Below are 15808 nucleotides of genomic sequence, written 5' to 3'. Positions count from 1 at the left end.
GGAACCGCCTCCATCGCAGGGCTGAAGTCACTCGTCTCCTGGAGGCGGTCGGCGGGTCGCGGATCGCGGGGGCGGATCGCGAGGCGGATCGCGGGGGCGGATCGCGGGCATCGGATCGCGGGTCGCGGGTCGCGGGGCTGGAGTCAGCGGGTGTCGTAGAAGTGGCGGATCGCGCGGAGGAAGGCCTGGCGGTCGGCGGCGGGGAGCGGGGCGAGGATGCGGTCCTCGTGGACCCGGATGTCCTTGCGGACGGCACGCCGTACCCGCCGGCCCTTGGGGGTGATCGACAGCAGCCGGACCCGGCGGTCGCTCGGATCGGGCGTCCGCTCGATCAGGCCGGCGTCCTGCAGCTCGTCGAGCGTGCCGATGATGCGCGACTTGTCCGCGCCGATCGCCTCGGCGAGGGCGGCCTGCGTCCGCACCGGGGTGTCGTCGAGGGCGGTCAGGACGGCGTACCCCCACATCGAGACGTCGTGCTCGGCGAGCACAGGCAACTCCGCCGCGATGAGTGCCCGCAGCAACGGATGCAGCATCGCGGCGAGGTCGGGACGCTCGTCGCTCACGGTCGAAAAGATAACACTGGCGCAATCATAAGCTAACGCATATGATCTACGCATGCCTACTGTTGACCACGTATCCCTCGACGCTCAAGCGGTCCGGGCCAGCATCGACCTGGTCACGCCCGTCACCGCCGACGACCTCACCAAGCCGACGCCGTGCCGGTCCTGGACCCTCTACGGCCTGCTCGCCCACATGGCGACCCAGCACTACGGATTCGCGTCCGCCTCCCGCGGGGAGGAGGACGAGGCCGCATGGAAGCTCCGCGACCTCGGCGACGACCCGGTCAAGGCGTACGTCGAGTCCGCCGAGCATGTCCTGGCCGCCTTCGCCGAGGACGGCGTCGCCGAGCGCACCTTCCCGTTGGTGGAGTTCGGCACGTCGTTCCCGGGCCAGCAGGCGATCAGCTTCCACTTCATCGACTACGTCGTGCACTCCTGGGACGTCGCCAAGACCCTGGGGAGCACAGTCTCCTTCGGTCCCGACGTCCTGGAGGCCGCCAAGGCGGTCGCGGACCTGGTCCCGGCCGGCGACTTCCGGCTGACCCCGGGCTCTCCGTTCGGCCCCGCCGTACCGTGGTCGGGCGACGACCCGCTGGACCGGATCGTCGCGCATCTGGGACGCAACCCCGGTTGGCCCGGCACGTCACTACCATCGACGTAACAACGGTCGCGGGGGTGACTCAGAGGAGAGACCATGGCATTCGGTAAGAAGCCCAAGGAACAGGGCTGGATGTCAGGACGCGAAGCCAAGAAACTCGCCAAGCGCGGCGGGCTGGGCGACGACGGAAAGGTCCGCGACACGAAGGGCCGGGTAACCGGCGACTACTCCAAGCGGACCCCACGCCAGCCCAACGAACACGGCGTCTGACCCACCGAAACGGCGCGCCGCCGGACGCCTGTAGTCTCAGGCGTCCGGCGGTAGTACTCCTGCGGTGGCGATGTGCATGGTGACGGCGTCCGGGTGCAGGTGCGGCGCGGCGAGCTTGCGTACTGCTCTCGCCCCCTCGACCGCCTCCCGCTGGATCCACTCGATCGGCGCCGACATCCCGATCCGCTGAACCTCCGCAAGCCGGTCGAGGAACTGCCGCGACTCCGCAGCCGTCCACGACCGGCCGCGCTCCTCCTCGACCGTCGCCTTGACTGACGTCGGCGCATCGAGCAGCTCCCCGTCCGGACGCAGTACTGCGACGTCGTCAACAATCCGCTCCCGATCGACCGCCTCGGCCACGTCGAGCACTCGCTGACACGCGGCATCGTGCAACGCCGGATCAGCAAGCCGGCCGTACCCGTAGACCTCCAGCTCCCGAAGATGCCGATCCAGCACACCAAGCCGACTCACGGCCTCAGGTACGGCGACAATCGCGACCTCGACGCGATACCCGGCCGCGGTGAACTCGACCACGTCGTTCGCCTCGAGCAGCGGGGTCTCCAGGATCACGTCGTACCGGTGTTCCCGCGCGTACGCGAGAGCCTTGGCTGTCCAGCGAAGGCCGTCCGCGGTGTAGTAGCTGTCCTCGGCGGGCTCGCTCGCAAGCGACGTACGCAGCACAGGCCAGTGCGGTTGATAAAGATCCACAGCAACACGAACCGGCCGCCGACCACGCCCAACCAGCACCTCCTCCACCAACGCCCCCACCGCCCCCTTCCCATCCCCCGGCGGCCCAGTAACAACCACAACCACCGGCCCCTCCTGCGCAAGCGTCTCCGCGTCAACCGCGGCCGCCTCCCCAGCCCCGATCCCCCCACCAGCCACCGACACCTCGTCAACAGCCACCCCGCCGCCGACACCCACCCCATCGGGAACAGGAAGTTCATCCGGCACAGGGGATGCATCGGGCATGAGTGAATCACCGGCGCCCGGCGACTCTTGCGAGGCGGTCAGCTCGTCCGCAACAGGGGAACCACTGGCGCCGGGCGACTCCTGCGAGACAGTTAGCTCGTCCGAAACGGGGGATCGATTGCCGCCAGGCGAGTCGTGCGAGATTGTCAGCTCGTCGGGGACGATGCGTTCGCGGAAGATCCGCTCGTTCTCGTCCTCGCTCAGCTCTCCACTGACGGTCTTGCCGGCCTCAGGCTCGGCCAGCAGGGCCTCGCCTTCGGAGTACATGGCGTTGATCTCCACCCGGTCCTCCGGCCGCAACCCCCGCCGCCGTACCGCCCAGGCCAGCTGCTCCTTCCGCCAGCCCGCAATCGCCTCAAGATCAGGCGCATCGCCGGCTTCCTCGTTGGCAATCAGCTCCGCGTAGTACCCGATCGCCTGCCCCGCGCCCTCGACCGCCACCTCGTACGCAACCCGCTGCAACCACCCCACACCCGAGGGCTCCAACCCACCCACCACACCACGCACCATGCCAAGAAACTACCGACCCCAAGGGTCGCCAGAAACAGCTCGCCCGCCCATCCAGGAACTGAGCCAGCACGCCGCGGCCGCCTCCAACACCCGAGCCACTCAACCCCACGACAAACGGAAGCCCCCGCTCACCACAGCCAATCCGCGAGCGTCCCACCACTTCCCTAGCCGGCCAGGCCGCGGCTCCGCTCAACCCCGGACAACCAACCACCGCGTCCACTCAGCTTCACCACCACCCGCGGCAGCCACTCACCTCACCACCGACCTGCGCCAGCCACTCAGCCTCATCATGAGTCCGCAAGCGAGCGGCCCTCAGACTCACCACCAACGCACGGAGGCCACTCAGCCGCTCAGCCAGCGCCGTGTATCCCGTCAGCCAGCGCCGTGGATCCCGTCAGCCAGCACCACGGGTCCGGCCGGCCAGCGCCGAAGATCCAGCCTCGCCGAACGCCTCAGCGCCGGTCAGTCCTCGCAGCCGAGGCCGTCGTTGTCGCTGTCCAACCGGTAGATGTCGTTGCCGGCAACGGTGACCGGACCGCTCACGTACTCCGGCCCGTTCCCACTCCCGCCGGCACAATCCACATCACTCGCGACCGGCACGCATCCCCCGCTGTAGTTCGGATCGCAGCCCGACTCCTCCTCGGTCTTCGTACCGACCGTGGTCACCTGCGTCCGCGGCTGCTTGGAGACCTCCTGCTTCACCAACTTCTTGGCCGTCTGCACGCTCCCCACGTACGTCACCTCGTACGTCAGCCGCCGCGTCCCGTTGGCCCCCTCGGTCGTGACGACCTTCATCCCCTTGGCCAGCTGGTCGTCCGTCACCGTCTTCTTCTTGAACGCGATCGTCGCGTACTCGACCACCGTCGACTTCACCGTTTTCTTGACCGCCCTCGGCGTGACGGTCGCCGACTTGCTCGCCGGTCCCGGCTTCGTCGACGCGGTAACCGGCGTACGCACCGGCACCTTCGTCACACTCGGCGTCGGCACCGCAGCGACCGGCGCCTCGCTCCCCACGACCGCGACCGGCTCCGCGCCCTCCGCCGTACTCTCGACGCCGCACCCACCCAAGACCACCAACACGACCGCACCACAGATCAAACGCACAATTCCCCCCACCCCCACCGCAGTTCCCCCCGCGGCAGGACTCGCCCTTCGGACGCCCCGAGATCAGTACCGATCCTTACCACCCCACGTCGTACGCGGTCGAGACCTCACCTCCACCCCACTCCCGACCGACTCACATTCGTAACGACCCGACATCAAACACTTGCCGGAAACAAATGGTTGCCTCCGACATCAACCGCCTCAGCCAAGGCTGCCGACACCGGCGAGCGCTGCGAGCACGAGCCCACCGACAACCCCGACGACCCCCAGCACGATCAACGGCGCCGCGCTGATCGGCGGTTCCGGAACCCGCTGCCCGAAGATCCCGAACAGGTGCTCCTCCGCCGGCCGTACCTCCGCCAGCAACACCGTCGACGGATGCGTCGAGAACTCCTCGACCGCCGCCCGAGCCGCCTCGACCGCACCCCGTACGACGCCGACCACGACGACCCCGGACGCCACCGTCAGTACGCCGACCAACGCCGCCGTCGTCTGCGCCATCTCCGCCGTACTCGCAACCACCGAGAACGACCACAACCCGAAGAACCCGAACATCCCGGACGCGACCCCGACCGCCAGGAACACCTTCGCCAACGGATTCTGCACCCGGACCGCCACCGCGAACGCCCGTACGTCCCTGGCCAGGTCCCCCGCGTCCCGAGCCAGCCCCTCGTACGCCGCCAACGCATCGGCCCGGGCTCTCAACTTGACCCCGATCACGATCCGATCGGCGAGATCCAGCGCACTCGCCTGATCCATGATCTCCCGCCAGGCCCCGACCACCTCGTCATGCGACGGCGCGATCTCCGCCCGCTCCACGACACTCATAGCGCCCCCTAACCGCCGCCCACGCCACCCCCGCGCGACCGACTCCCCACCCCGAGAGTACGCCGCCCCGCCGCTCACGAACAGTCACCACCCACCACGCCCACCTCACCCCCACCACCAAACCCCCTGGACAAACCTGACACACTGTTCCCCTCACCCCTCGTGAGAGGGCCTCTAGCTCAACTGGCAGAGCAGCGGACTTTTAATCCGCGGGTTGTGGGTTCGAGTCCCACGGGGCCTACAAGTTTCTGTCCGATCTCGGTTGATGCTGGACAGATGGGTCTCGGTTGACGCTTTCCACCGTCTCGGTTGATGCCTTACGGCGTCTCGGTTGATGCTTGACACCCACTCGTTCCCGGTTCTCGGCTGGTGCCGTGAAGCAGGGAAGGGGTGGGCTGATGCTTCGGGAGCTCAGCGTGGTCGAGCAGCGGTATCAGGCAGTTCTGGCCGTCGTCGAGGACCGGTTGCCGGTCACCGAGGCGGCCGCGAAGGTCGGGGTGTCGCGGCAGACGCTGCACACCTGGTTGCGCCGGTACGCCGACGGCGGCCTGGAGGCGCTGGCCGACCGGTCGCACCGGCCGGTGTCGTGTCCGCACCAGATGCCGGCCGAGGTCGAGGTCCGGCTGGTCGAGTCAGTGCATTACTCATTCGCAGAGACGTGACGAATCAGCGCGGCCCGCGGGCAGCACGAGCGGCGGTCGACGGCTGGCATGAAGTTGCGCGGTCACCCGCCGATGGCTGGGGAGTCTCAGCGGTCTCGCCAGGCGAGTGGTGAGGTTTGAAGAGCTGCTTCGGCCAGGCGTCGACCGAAATCGGTCTGGGTTCGGGCGCGGGACGATTCGATCCAGCCAGAGACTCGCTTGTAGCCGGCTTCGCCGTACTCGACGGCCTGCATGAGGCACTCGAGGCGATCGGCGTCCTTCGCGCAGCGAGCCTCGATTGTCTCGGCGGCCTCGTACTCGGTGACGGCCTCCGTGATGCTCTTGGCGGCCGCCTCCGGAAGGATCGCGACCTGGTCCTCAGTGATGCGTTCATTGCTCGCGACATCCATGTACGGCTTGGCGCTGTGCGGGATGTCCCCGATGCGGGTCTCCTGCGAGTCGTGCCACATCCCGAGGTACGCCGCCCGCGCCGGATCGCCGCCCTCCTCGCTGGCAATCAGCGCGGCAAGCTGTGCAACGCGCAGGCTGTGCTCTGCGACAGACTCAGGGTCGCGGACGCCGACATGCCACCATCCGGCCCGACGGAGCCGCTTGAGTACGCCCATCTCGTAGGCGAAGGCGACGACTCCCACTGTGTCCTGGTCGGTCGCGTCATCTGTCACGAGTACTCCGTTTCGATCATCGGTTCGCCAACTGCACAGGTCTGGACTGTTCGAAGCGCTGCTTGAACCCGGCCAAGGTGGCGGCACCTTGGCCTGACTGATCGGCCAGGCCGTGCAGCTGCATCTTTATATCTGTTCCACTCGGGGACATCGAAAGCTCCTCACTTAGTTGGACTTCAGTGATCTGCTGGGGTCCGGATTGACAAGCCGCGCGGTAGCGCGGCAATGATGTTCCCGATACGGGAGGACGATCAGGCAGATGATTCGACGCAAGAACGCCTTGTTGGACACGGCTCTCGCTTGTGTGGAGCGCGGCATTCCGGTGCAGGCAGCAACCATTTCCGGTACGCCGGACGGCGACTGGATCACGGATGCCGACGTAGCCCGCGCGGCCTGGGGCGTCGACGAGCCGCCGAACTTGGCGATCACGTCGTGTCCGACCGTCGCGATCTGGCACCTGCCGCGGATCGCCGGCGCTTATGGCAAGCGCCTCTACGAGCAGGAGCGACCTGGCATCTGGCCGCCGACGATGCAGCTGCCGAACGGCGACTGGATCACCTGCACGTTGCAGCCCGACACCGACCTCGGCCCACTGGCGACCGGTGTCGAGTACATCGAGCCCAGTACGCCCGTGGTCATCCCGCCTTCGACGACCCTGGATGGCCGGCTGCGGTGGGACGGGTCGAAGTTCCCGCTGCATCCACTCCCGCGCGCAGCGGCTGTGTTGTCCAAGGTGCTCCGTGCCGAAGAGGAGTACGTCGAGCTGCACGGCCGGCCCGGCTGAGGTCTGACCAGCCGTGCAGTGCGCCACGATTCAGCTCTTTTGACCCACGGCCAGGAACAGCGAGCTTGCCGCCACCAGCTCCGGCAAGCGGTCGGCCAGGCGGGAGCACTCCAGTGCCGTGTCGAGCGGGTCATGCTCGGCCAGCGTGTCGGTGTAGGGCTGGTTCTTGAAGTGGGCGTCGATCATGACGGTCAGCCAGCCACCGGGACCAGTGAGGCCGAAGATGTTGACCGGCCGCAGCCCGGCGCTGACGAGTTCGCTGCGTAGCTCGCTCTCGCGGTGGTAGTAACAGTGCGCCATGCGCTCGTTGTTGGCGCTGTGGCCCGTCTCCAGGATGTCGCGCACGATGCCGTGCCGCGTCAGGAGCGTGTTGGCGAGCGTCGAGCCGATCAGGTTCGCAGCCCGGTTGATAGCTACGGCTGCGAGTACGCCGCCCGGTCGCAACACCCGCAGCGCCTCACGAAGCGCCAAGCGCCGATCGCTGGCGTCAGGCAGATGATATAGCGGCCCCGCCATCAGCACGGCATCGAATGACTCGTTAGGCCACGGCAGCCGGCGCCCGTCGCCGAGCTCGGCAGTGATGCCTGCTGCGTTGGCCTGATCGACGTGACGCTGGACAGGATCGAGCAGCACAACGACGTGCCCTTGGTCGCGGAGCCAGCCAGCGTGCACCCCGGGACCGCCGCCGATATCGGCGATGCGGGCCGGAGCCGACGGGAACCACCGGCCGAGGAAGTCGTAGAGCCGGGCTTGCTCCAGTCGGCCTTTGACGGTCGAGTTCAACCGGGCGGACTCGTCCCAGCGGCTCGAATAGTGTCTCTCGATCTCTGGATCGACGCTCGGCCGATCTAGCGGGATTAAGGGCGTATCCACTGCGCTCCTATCATCGAGGTGGAACAGCGGGCGGGCGTCCGCTCTGCAGGCTGTGCGCCCACCCGCTGGTCTTGAACGGCGCTGGCCGAGTGGTCGCTCGCCTCGGGCACGGGGTGCCCAACCACCCAGCCAGCTGTGACCGAGGCACCCGTCCGGGCCTCGGTGCCTGAGCGGCTGACACGGAGCGGACTCGCATTCACGTCCCGTGCCAGCCGGCATCTGAGCGGACCCTGGCCAAGTTGTCCACAGGGAAAGAGGACTCGGACAAGGACCGCGGGACGACGGAGTCGATGGGTGTGCAGCGATCTTCTGCACGTGAGGGGCTGAGGACGGCGACTCCCCACCGACTCCGCCAGTTCATGGGGTGACCTCGTGCAGCATGATGCGAACCCCCGTGACCCGCTCGAACTGCGCACGTAACTCGGCCGGATCTCCCACCAGTGCCAGGTGCCGCAGACTCGGCAGCACCACTGCCGTGATCTTGTAGCGATTGCTTGAAGCAACCAGCGCCTCGAAGGCGGCCGGGGCGGTGTCGGGGTCTTCGACGTACACCGAGCCCATGAGAAAGCCTTCGACGTGTGCGAACGCTCCGAGGTCGCGCTTCATGTCGTCGACGTGTCGGCCGGACAAGTACAGGTCACGCCGGGCGTATCCGAGCAGCAATGGCCGGCTGTAGTCGGTCACCGGTCCTCGTCCATCCAGCGACGGAAGGTCGCGACCAAGCGCTCCCAGAGCCGGGACCACCAGCCACGTCGGTGCTGGCCGTTCACGAGTCAGCAGCACTCGGTCTCACCGCCGCAGTCGCCGGCTCGATAGTCACGCGAAGGCTCGCGAAGCGCCGCGACATACCCGCCTGGTACTTCATGGCCGTTGCTGGCTCGGCGGTGTAGTCCGCGATGACATGGTCACCGAACCAGACGCGGACGCGGCGTTCGGTTGGTTGCGGGACATCAGCAAGCATCGTCATTCGCCGCGTACCTCCTCGATGATGTCGCGGATCATGAAGCCGTAGAGCACTGCTGCGATGAGCGTGAGGATCCATGTACTCGCTGTCATGGCGACCACCTTCCCGTTCGGGAGGGATCCCGGGAAGGGAGGTTGGAAGGGATGCCAGAGGGAGGAATGGGGGAGGAATCGTCGCCGTTAGATGCCCAGCGGTCACAGCCTGTGGCACGATCGATGAGTGACGGAGGCGAATGATCAGCTTCGCCACGCGCGCGAGCGTGTGGAGTCGCCTCACGCTCCGGGTCAGCCGGCCTCCCGCCAGGATCTCGCTGAAATGGTCAATGAATGGATCTGGCAGCACCGTGGCCGCCGGACCGACATCGACGCCAACTACATCGGCAAGCTCGAACGGGGACTAATTCGAAGCCCTCAGGCCGACTATCGGGCGGCCTTGAGGGCTATCACTGGCGTACGCACTGATCCTGACCTGGGGTTCCGAGTGCGCCGCCACTCATCCCCACCGGTGGAGAACGTGGATCGAAAAGAGTTCCTCCGAGCAGTCATCGGCGTAGGTGCCGCCGCAGTGTCCTCGGCACCACTCTTGGAATTGTTAGCGCCTGATCAGGCAACACCGGTACCGAACATCGTCACGCAGGCCGACATCGATGGCGTCCGTACGGCGGCGCGAGTCTTCGGCTCGTGGGACAACCACTACGGCGGCGGGCTGGCACGCGAAGCAGTCATCGCCCAGCTCCGTCACTCGGCCGAGATGTTGGACTCTCGTTGCCCCGAGAACCTACGCGCCGAGCTGTTCTCATCGGTCGGTTTCCTCGGTCACGTCTGCGCCATGATGGCCTTCGACGCCTACGCCCACGACGACGCACGGCGGATGTTCCGCTTCACGCAGGCCTGCGCCGACGAAGCCGCCGACTGGAATCTGCGCGCGAAGACCCTCTCCTCGATGGCGCGGCAAGCCATCTGGTGCGGCGACCCGGACCAGGGCTTGACGCTCACTGAGATGGCGCTGGTGCGTGCCGACCGCCTGACGGCAACGGAGCGAGCCATGCTGCTGGCTGCGCGAGCTCGGGCGTTGGCCAAGCTTGGCCATGTGCAGGAGACGCTGCGGACAGTTGGCCTGGCGGATGAGCAGTTTGCCCAAGCCGATCCCGCTAACGATCCCGACTGGATGCACTACTACGACCAGGCACAGCACCTTGGCGACACCGGACATGCCTTGTGGGATCTCGCCGTTCGTCAGGGCGAAGCTGAACAGGAAGCAGCTGCCAGGCTGGCTAGCGCCGTCGCCGGCCACACCGAGACCTACGTGCGTTCGCGCGCCATGAGCGGCATCAAGCTGGCATCGCTGACCATGACGGTCGGCGATCCCCGGGAGGCGGCTGTCATCGGCGCGCAGGCACTGAAGGACGCTCGGTCCTTGCGTTCACGTCGGGCAGCTGACGACCTGCGTGACCTGGCGCACCGGGCGACGGTGTTCGAGCGAATCGATGAAGTCGACGAACTGCGCCACGACATCCGTAGTGTGCTGGCCGCCTCGTGACAGTGTCACCTTCACAGGTGCTGCTCGAGCGGGCGTGCACTCAGGTTGGCCTGTCCTCGTCGGGCGCCGAGCCAGTTCGGCTGGGCGAGAACGCCATCTATCGTCTCCCGGGCCAGGTGGTGGTGCGCATCGGACGAAGCGGGCAGCTTGACGCCGCTAGGAAGGAGGTCGCCGTCGCACGATGGCTCGCGTCTGTGAAAGTGCGAGCAGTTGAGACCGTCGCCGACATTGACCAGCCGGTCGTCATCGATTCCTCGCCGGTGACCTTCTGGCGTGAGCTCCCCGAGCATCGTCATGGCACCCCGCCCGAGGTCGCCGCCGTACTCAAACACCTACACGCCAGTCCGCTACCGAACGACTTCGATCTTCCACCGCTTGCCCCGTTCGTTCGCTTGGCCGAACGTATCGACGGAGCGACGACCTTGAGCGAAGACGATCGGGACTGGCTGCGTGGGCAGCTTGCCCGACTCGGGGAGGCGTTCGATGACCTTCCCGCCGGCCTGCCACGGAGCGCGATCCACGGCGACGCCTGGGCTGGCAACGTCGTGGTAACAGTCGATGGCCCGGTGCTCCTGGACCTCGAACGTTTCTCGCTCGGACCGCCCGAGTGGGATCTGGTCAGCACCGCGGTTCGGTTGAGCACGTTCGGCACTATGACGGCCGAGGAGTACCAAGCCTTCGCACAGGCATACGGACATGACGTGCTCAAGTGGGACGGATTCGATGTGCTGCGCGACATCCGTGAGTTGCGCGTCACCTGCTACGCGGCCCAGCGTGCGAGCGAAGAGCCTTCACTCCGTGCGCAGGCCGATCTGCGAGTCGCCGGTATTCGCGGCCTACGCGGACCGAGACCGTGGCCCGACTGGAAGCCCCTGAGCTGAGGCCAAAGACGTGCTGGTTCGAGAAGGCCCCCGTCGTTAGCGATCTAAGCAGATCGGGCAGCTTGGAATGGGTTCAGCCTCGCGATCGCCGTCAGAGCAGGCACCTCTCGACGCCGCGTCTGGTCAATCGGCCAGGCGTTCCGAAGACAGCCCGTTGACATCTCTCAGGCTGAGGTTCGCGAGCCAGTGGGTCGAGCAGACGATGAGCGGCATTCGAACTGCTGACCCAAGGGGCGGCTAGAGGCGCGGACGGTCGCAAGGGCCAGGTAACGTAACGGTACGCCCCCCACGGACGTCGCCCTGACGACCATGACGACGAACGGGAAGCCAACAAGCCGGATAAGCCCGTGCGGGCGGCCGATGAGACGAGTTGGGAGGGAGGTGGACCACCGTCGCGGGGGCACCATCGACGATCGGCCGCAGGAAAGTTGCTCCAGTGATGATTTGGAGAGAGGCCCGAGCCCGCTCCGTCGTCGAGCAGCTTTTCGGCGACTACCCGAGCGGCCGGGGGACGTCAGGCCGACATCCGGAATTCTGACCAGGCTGGACGGTGGAGGCCTGATTCATGTGAGCAGCGGGACGCGAGGTCCCGGAGGTACGGCGCCACGTGCCGGCGGCCGAACCGCCAGCCTCGACTCTGCACGAGAACACGCGGAGGGCAATGCGACGGCGATGACGCGGGACAGCAGCGCATCGGCAGCCAGGCCGAGCTCGACGAACTGCTTGACCGAGCCGCAAGTCTGCCCCGTCACCGTGTAGATGAGGGTGCTGGATTCGAGGTCCGCGGGGTGTCTAGGCTAACTCGTCGGACTCATTCTGCAAGCGCGCCATCAAGGCCGCGATCTCGATGCTTAGATCGTCCGTATCCCCCAGGCGATCGCGTGCGTCCCGGAACAGTTCGCGCAACTCCTGACGCGCGAACTGTTCCTGCCCGACACCCAGTCGTAGGCGAGCGAGACTGAGCCTCAGTTCGAGGTATTCCCGTCCGTTCGAACGAGCACGCTCGTAGTTGGCCAGGATCGATTCGACCTCAGCCAACGCACGAGTTGATTCGCCAAGGGCGATCCGACACACGACCGCTTGCCGGCGATAGTCGAGCGCTACCTCGCTGTCAGGGCTGTCGAGCTTGGCTACCATGCCGGCCAGAGCCTCGAATTCTGGTGCGGCCTTGCGGTAGTCGCCACCCAAGAACAACGCTGCGGCGAATCTGACTCTGAGGTCCAAGACTGCCGCGCTCTCGGACCCGAACGTCGACGATGCGCTCGGCAATAGCTCGCCCAGCAGATCGGACGCCTGGGTGAAGCGCTCGTCGTCGATCAGTGACTCCGCCTCGGCCAGTACCTCTTCGACCTTGGCATGATCGACCTCGGCCGCTGACGGCACCGGCGCCGACGGTTCCGGCCGGTCGGTGGGTCGCGGCCGGGGTGCCGCCGGGCGTCGATAAGGCCGCGTCGGATCCGGGATCACACCGGCCGGCTGTTCGCCATCAGCCGAGCTCCTATCGATCGCAGGTAGCAGCGGAGCAAGCCTCTCGTACACGATCCACGCGTTCTCCGGACGATCCGCGGGATGTTTGGCAAGGAGATCGAGTACCAGTCGCTCAAGCTCGCTCGGGATCTCGGGATCCAACTCGCGCAGAGGCTTCGGATCTTCTTCGAGGTGCTGATACATCAGTGCGATCTCGTCGTCGGCGTCGAAAGCCCGCCGGCCGCTCAACATCTCGTGAAGGAGGCATCCGAGCGCGTAAAGGTCGGTCTGTGGCGTTACCGGCAGGTTCCGGATCTGCTCCGGAGACATGTACGGCTTCGTGCCTACCACGCGTCCGGTCGAGGTGAGTTTGGTGACGTCGTTGCGGAGCAAAGCGGCGATACCGAAGTCCAGCACCTTCACGACCCCACCTCGCGCGATCATGACGTTGCCAGGCTTCAGGTCCCGATGCACGATCGGCACCGCGTGGGCGTAGCTCAGCACCGAGCAGATCTGGGCGCCGATCGAGGCGGCCCAGTCGGCAGACATGGCACCTTGCTCCGCGAGTACGTCGGAGACGGAGACGCCATGCACCAACTGCATGACGATGAACAGCTGATCGGTGCTCCCGTCGAACGCAGCGTCGTACACGGCGGGCACACCAGGATGCTCGACCTTGGCCGTTACCCGCGCCTCGCGCCGAAAGCGCCCGACCAGTTCCTCGCGGTCCTCGTCCGACGCGACGATCTGCGGGCGAATCAGCTTGACCGCGATATCGCGGTCAAGCACCGAGTCGTATCCGCGCCAGATCTCCCCCATTCCGCCGCGGCTGATCGGCGCAGTCAGCTCGTACCGACCTGCGATGACCTTCAGTTGCTCAGCCACGCCGCTCCTTCGCGCCGGGGAGTGACCAGTTCCAATCGGTCAATATGCCAGGCAAGCCTCAATCAACCTCAGTTGTGTCCGCCCGCCAGTCACCGCCGCCTTCCTGTTGCTCCCGCCACACTCTGTCCGCAAGATCAGCCAAGCTGTCCTCGCCGGACAAGACCCATTGCCTAGGTCCTTGCACAGATACCCACGCGTCCGCCCATCCGGCAAGCTCCCAAATCTGTCTCACGAGTCCTGTCGGGCTATACTGCCGTCCATCGAATTCCCATAGAAGCGGCCTAGATCGGTCATTCACCCAGGTTGCAATGGATCGAGCAGGATTCTCGCTCATCCAGCCCCGGATTGCTTGGCGCTCGACCTCACTGCCGAAAACGAAGGCTACCTTGGCGCCATCCGCGATCCGCTCGGCATCGACGAGGAGAGCAACAGAATTCGGCCGCCTTGCCTGCTTCGACGAGCGACCGGACCGAATACGCTCGACTGCCTCCTCTGCACCACTCCCGGCGTCGAGCGCAAGCATAAGAGCCGCAACCAACTCGGCGCATCGCTCCTCATTGCTAAACGTCGCACTGACATAGGAACCTGTACCGAAGAGCCGATCCATGGACTGACTCAACAAGGCCAGCAGAAGCACACTCCTCTGCTCAGCTTCAAGCAGAATCTCATCAAAGTCGGGATCTGAAAAGGGTTGGTCAAAATCAGAGCGATCCACCGTCTTCAAAAAAGCATGAACGACCAGCAGATCGGCTCGCTCTGCGATAGCCGCCGGTCTGGGCTCCAGAGATTTTCGGAGGTTCGAAAGAGTATTCCGTACCCGTCTTAAAATCAGCACAAGTCGCCAGATTTCGTCGGCTGCCGGCTGTTGTCCGAACAGCAGTTCGTACGCGCCGCGCCCCCCTCGCTCCCAAAGGAGATTCGTCGATCGCTTGGCACGCACAGCAAGTGCTGGGTTGCTGTGCGCACACGCAAGTGCTGTTGCAGCTTCGACAACCGAGCACCCACCGTCCGGCGACGGATCCAACTCCCCGCGCCGAAGAACGTACTCCTTACCCAGTGACAGCTTGAAGTCTTCACGTATCGCGATCTGCGTCGGATCCAAGGCTACGTAGTCGCGGGGCTCAATGCTGTTTTGCGTGTTCGTATTCATCGTCACGGCATTTGCGAAACCCGGGTGGCTGTCTCGAATCGAGATTACGCGAACACTGACGTATGCATCGTCAAGCGCATCAGCATTCACGACGTACGCCGCATGCGCGGACGCGACAGTCTGAGCGCCGTTGACTACACTGCAATCCGACAGGACAAGACGGACGGGCTCCCCGATCCCTCGCTTCCCAAGGAACCTACGCTCAATACCGTCGCACAGGACGGTGATTCCATTATGGTAATACCAGAAATCCTGTGGATTTCCAACGAAGGATTTGGCCAAAGAGTCGTTTACTCCGGTCCGGCTAAGCGTCGTGCGCAAATTTCGCCCGAATAGGCGCTCTCCGTGATCTGAGTACCAGCCAGCTAGCTCCGACGCCGCCACCAGGCCATATATTGCCTCGTAAGGCAATTCCACCCGATGCCAGCCGTTGGACATCGACGCCATCAAGTCGATCGCTTCGGGCGCGATATCATCACGGATGGCTTGATGGAAGCGGCCACCATCAATGACTCGATGCGATAAGGCCCGACCAAGAATGCCGAAGTCCCTATCGGCATCCTCCAGGATCTCCACAACTTCCGGCGAGAGATCACCTGGCCCCATTACGGCGATAACAAATGTAACGCGGCTTCTAGGATCAGCGAGCACCTCCTTTACTTGATCAGCAAGAGGCTCAAATCGCGCATTGAACCGCTCGAACTGCTGTTCGTCCATTTGACGAAAGCCGCGCACGAGCTTGTTTGCAGCCTCCGTATCAAATCCTGCCCGGTATTTGTCGCTCCATTTTGCCTGGACAAGCCACAGTTCCGGCTCAGTCTCAGACACCGCCACAGCGTCGACACCGTAGTCATCTCGGCCATCAATCACTGATTGCGCGGCCGCCGAAGAACTGCAGCCTGTGACGATGCGCACAGCCTTCGCAGCCAAGGCCCGCGACAAGAAAGCGTTCTGAATCTCCTCCGGACGCTTGCTCGCGACGTCCGCCATGTCGATAGACCCTTCAAATTCTGCAATGAGCGCATCGCAAACGTGGCGAATCTGCCTTTTGATGTCGTCGGTCACAATAGGCCTACGAATGATTGGCGGTTCAATCCGA

At 65.3% G+C, this 15808-nt stretch carries 15 protein-coding genes, 1 tRNA gene and 1 pseudogene; 7 read left to right on the top strand and 10 right to left on the bottom strand.

Features of this window, described 5'->3' with window-relative positions; genetic code table 11:
- Nucleotides 1–143: 143 nt before the first annotated feature.
- Nucleotides 144–563 carry a MarR family winged helix-turn-helix transcriptional regulator gene (locus tag ACQPYZ_RS04255; protein ID WP_433165405.1) on the bottom strand — a complete coding sequence of 140 codons (420 nt, stop codon included), beginning with the start codon at nt 561–563 and terminating at the stop codon, nt 144–146.
- A gap of 52 nt (nt 564–615) precedes the next feature.
- Here ACQPYZ_RS04255 and ACQPYZ_RS04250 point away from each other — a divergent pair, with 52 nt between their 5' ends.
- Both ACQPYZ_RS04250 and ACQPYZ_RS04245 read left to right on the top strand, forming a co-directional pair.
- Nucleotides 616–1221 carry a TIGR03086 family metal-binding protein gene (locus ACQPYZ_RS04250; protein WP_433165403.1) on the top strand — a complete coding sequence of 202 codons (606 nt, stop codon included), beginning with the start codon at nt 616–618 and terminating at the stop codon, nt 1219–1221.
- A gap of 33 nt (nt 1222–1254) precedes the next feature.
- Nucleotides 1255–1428, top strand: a complete 174-nt coding sequence (locus tag ACQPYZ_RS04245; protein ID WP_433165401.1) for a hypothetical protein — start codon at nt 1255–1257, stop codon at nt 1426–1428.
- Nucleotides 1429–1464: 36 nt separating this feature from the next.
- On the opposite strand, the gene ACQPYZ_RS04240 is transcribed toward ACQPYZ_RS04245, so the two are convergent.
- From ACQPYZ_RS04240 to ACQPYZ_RS04230, 3 genes are all read right to left on the bottom strand, one after another.
- Nucleotides 1465–2910 (bottom strand): zeta toxin family protein, encoded by a 1446-nt coding sequence (locus ACQPYZ_RS04240; RefSeq protein ID WP_433165399.1) that lies wholly within the window; start codon nt 2908–2910, stop codon nt 1465–1467.
- A 462-nt stretch (nt 2911–3372) separates the two neighbouring features.
- Nucleotides 3373–3990, bottom strand: coding sequence for a G5 domain-containing protein (locus ACQPYZ_RS04235; RefSeq protein ID WP_433165396.1), 618 nt, complete (start codon nt 3988–3990; stop codon nt 3373–3375).
- A gap of 225 nt (nt 3991–4215) precedes the next feature.
- The gene (locus tag ACQPYZ_RS04230) at nt 4216–4842 is read right to left on the bottom strand and encodes a hypothetical protein (RefSeq protein ID WP_433165394.1); all 627 of its coding nucleotides are present in this window, start codon (nt 4840–4842) and stop codon (nt 4216–4218) included.
- A gap of 168 nt (nt 4843–5010) precedes the next feature.
- On the opposite strand from ACQPYZ_RS04230, the gene ACQPYZ_RS04225 reads away from it, so the two are divergent.
- Together ACQPYZ_RS04225 and ACQPYZ_RS04220 are read left to right on the top strand one after the other, a co-directional pair.
- Nucleotides 5011–5083, top strand: a tRNA-Lys gene (locus ACQPYZ_RS04225).
- 157 nt (nt 5084–5240) lie between these two features.
- Nucleotides 5241–5474, top strand: a pseudogene (locus ACQPYZ_RS04220) (helix-turn-helix domain-containing protein); the annotation flags it as partial.
- A 116-nt stretch (nt 5475–5590) separates the two neighbouring features.
- On the opposite strand, the gene ACQPYZ_RS04215 reads toward ACQPYZ_RS04220, so the two are convergent.
- On the bottom strand, nt 5591–6136 hold the full coding sequence (locus ACQPYZ_RS04215; protein WP_433165392.1) for an HD domain-containing protein: 546 nt from the start codon (nt 6134–6136) through the stop codon (nt 5591–5593).
- A gap of 289 nt (nt 6137–6425) precedes the next feature.
- Between ACQPYZ_RS04215 and ACQPYZ_RS04210 the strand changes: the two genes are divergently transcribed.
- The gene (locus ACQPYZ_RS04210; RefSeq protein ID WP_433165390.1) at nt 6426–6950 is read left to right on the top strand and encodes a hypothetical protein; all 525 of its coding nucleotides are present in this window, start codon (nt 6426–6428) and stop codon (nt 6948–6950) included.
- Nucleotides 6951–6980: 30 nt separating this feature from the next.
- Here ACQPYZ_RS04210 and ACQPYZ_RS04205 read toward each other — a convergent pair whose 3' ends face one another.
- From ACQPYZ_RS04205 to ACQPYZ_RS04195, 3 genes are all read right to left on the bottom strand, one after another.
- Complete coding sequence (locus ACQPYZ_RS04205) at nt 6981–7733, bottom strand: class I SAM-dependent methyltransferase (RefSeq protein WP_433165388.1); 753 nt, start codon at nt 7731–7733, stop codon at nt 6981–6983.
- 447 nt (nt 7734–8180) lie between these two features.
- The gene (locus tag ACQPYZ_RS04200; protein ID WP_433165386.1) at nt 8181–8507 is read right to left on the bottom strand and encodes a hypothetical protein; all 327 of its coding nucleotides are present in this window, start codon (nt 8505–8507) and stop codon (nt 8181–8183) included.
- Nucleotides 8508–8589: 82 nt separating this feature from the next.
- Nucleotides 8590–8790, bottom strand: a complete 201-nt coding sequence (locus ACQPYZ_RS04195) for a hypothetical protein (RefSeq protein WP_433165384.1) — start codon at nt 8788–8790, stop codon at nt 8590–8592.
- Nucleotides 8791–9006: 216 nt separating this feature from the next.
- On the opposite strand from ACQPYZ_RS04195, the gene ACQPYZ_RS04190 reads away from it, so the two are divergent.
- Complete coding sequence (locus ACQPYZ_RS04190) at nt 9007–10326, top strand: XRE family transcriptional regulator (protein WP_433165382.1); 1320 nt, start codon at nt 9007–9009, stop codon at nt 10324–10326.
- 17 nt (nt 10327–10343) lie between these two features.
- Entirely contained in the window at nt 10344–11207 is an 864-nt protein-coding gene (locus ACQPYZ_RS04185; protein WP_433165380.1) for a phosphotransferase family protein, read from the top strand.
- A 792-nt stretch (nt 11208–11999) separates the two neighbouring features.
- On the opposite strand, the gene ACQPYZ_RS04180 is transcribed toward ACQPYZ_RS04185, so the two are convergent.
- Nucleotides 12000–13559, bottom strand: coding sequence for a serine/threonine-protein kinase (locus ACQPYZ_RS04180; RefSeq protein WP_433165378.1), 1560 nt, complete (start codon nt 13557–13559; stop codon nt 12000–12002).
- Between the two features lie 58 nt (nt 13560–13617).
- Complete coding sequence (locus ACQPYZ_RS04175) at nt 13618–15774, bottom strand: AIPR family protein (protein ID WP_433165376.1); 2157 nt, start codon at nt 15772–15774, stop codon at nt 13618–13620.
- Between the last annotated feature and the right edge of the window lie 34 nt (nt 15775–15808).

Origin of the sequence: Kribbella sp. CA-247076 (assembly GCF_050942445.1) — a bacterium.
Lineage (GTDB): Bacteria > Actinomycetota > Actinomycetes > Propionibacteriales > Kribbellaceae > Kribbella.
This window is presented reverse-complemented; position numbering and strand designations above follow the sequence as displayed.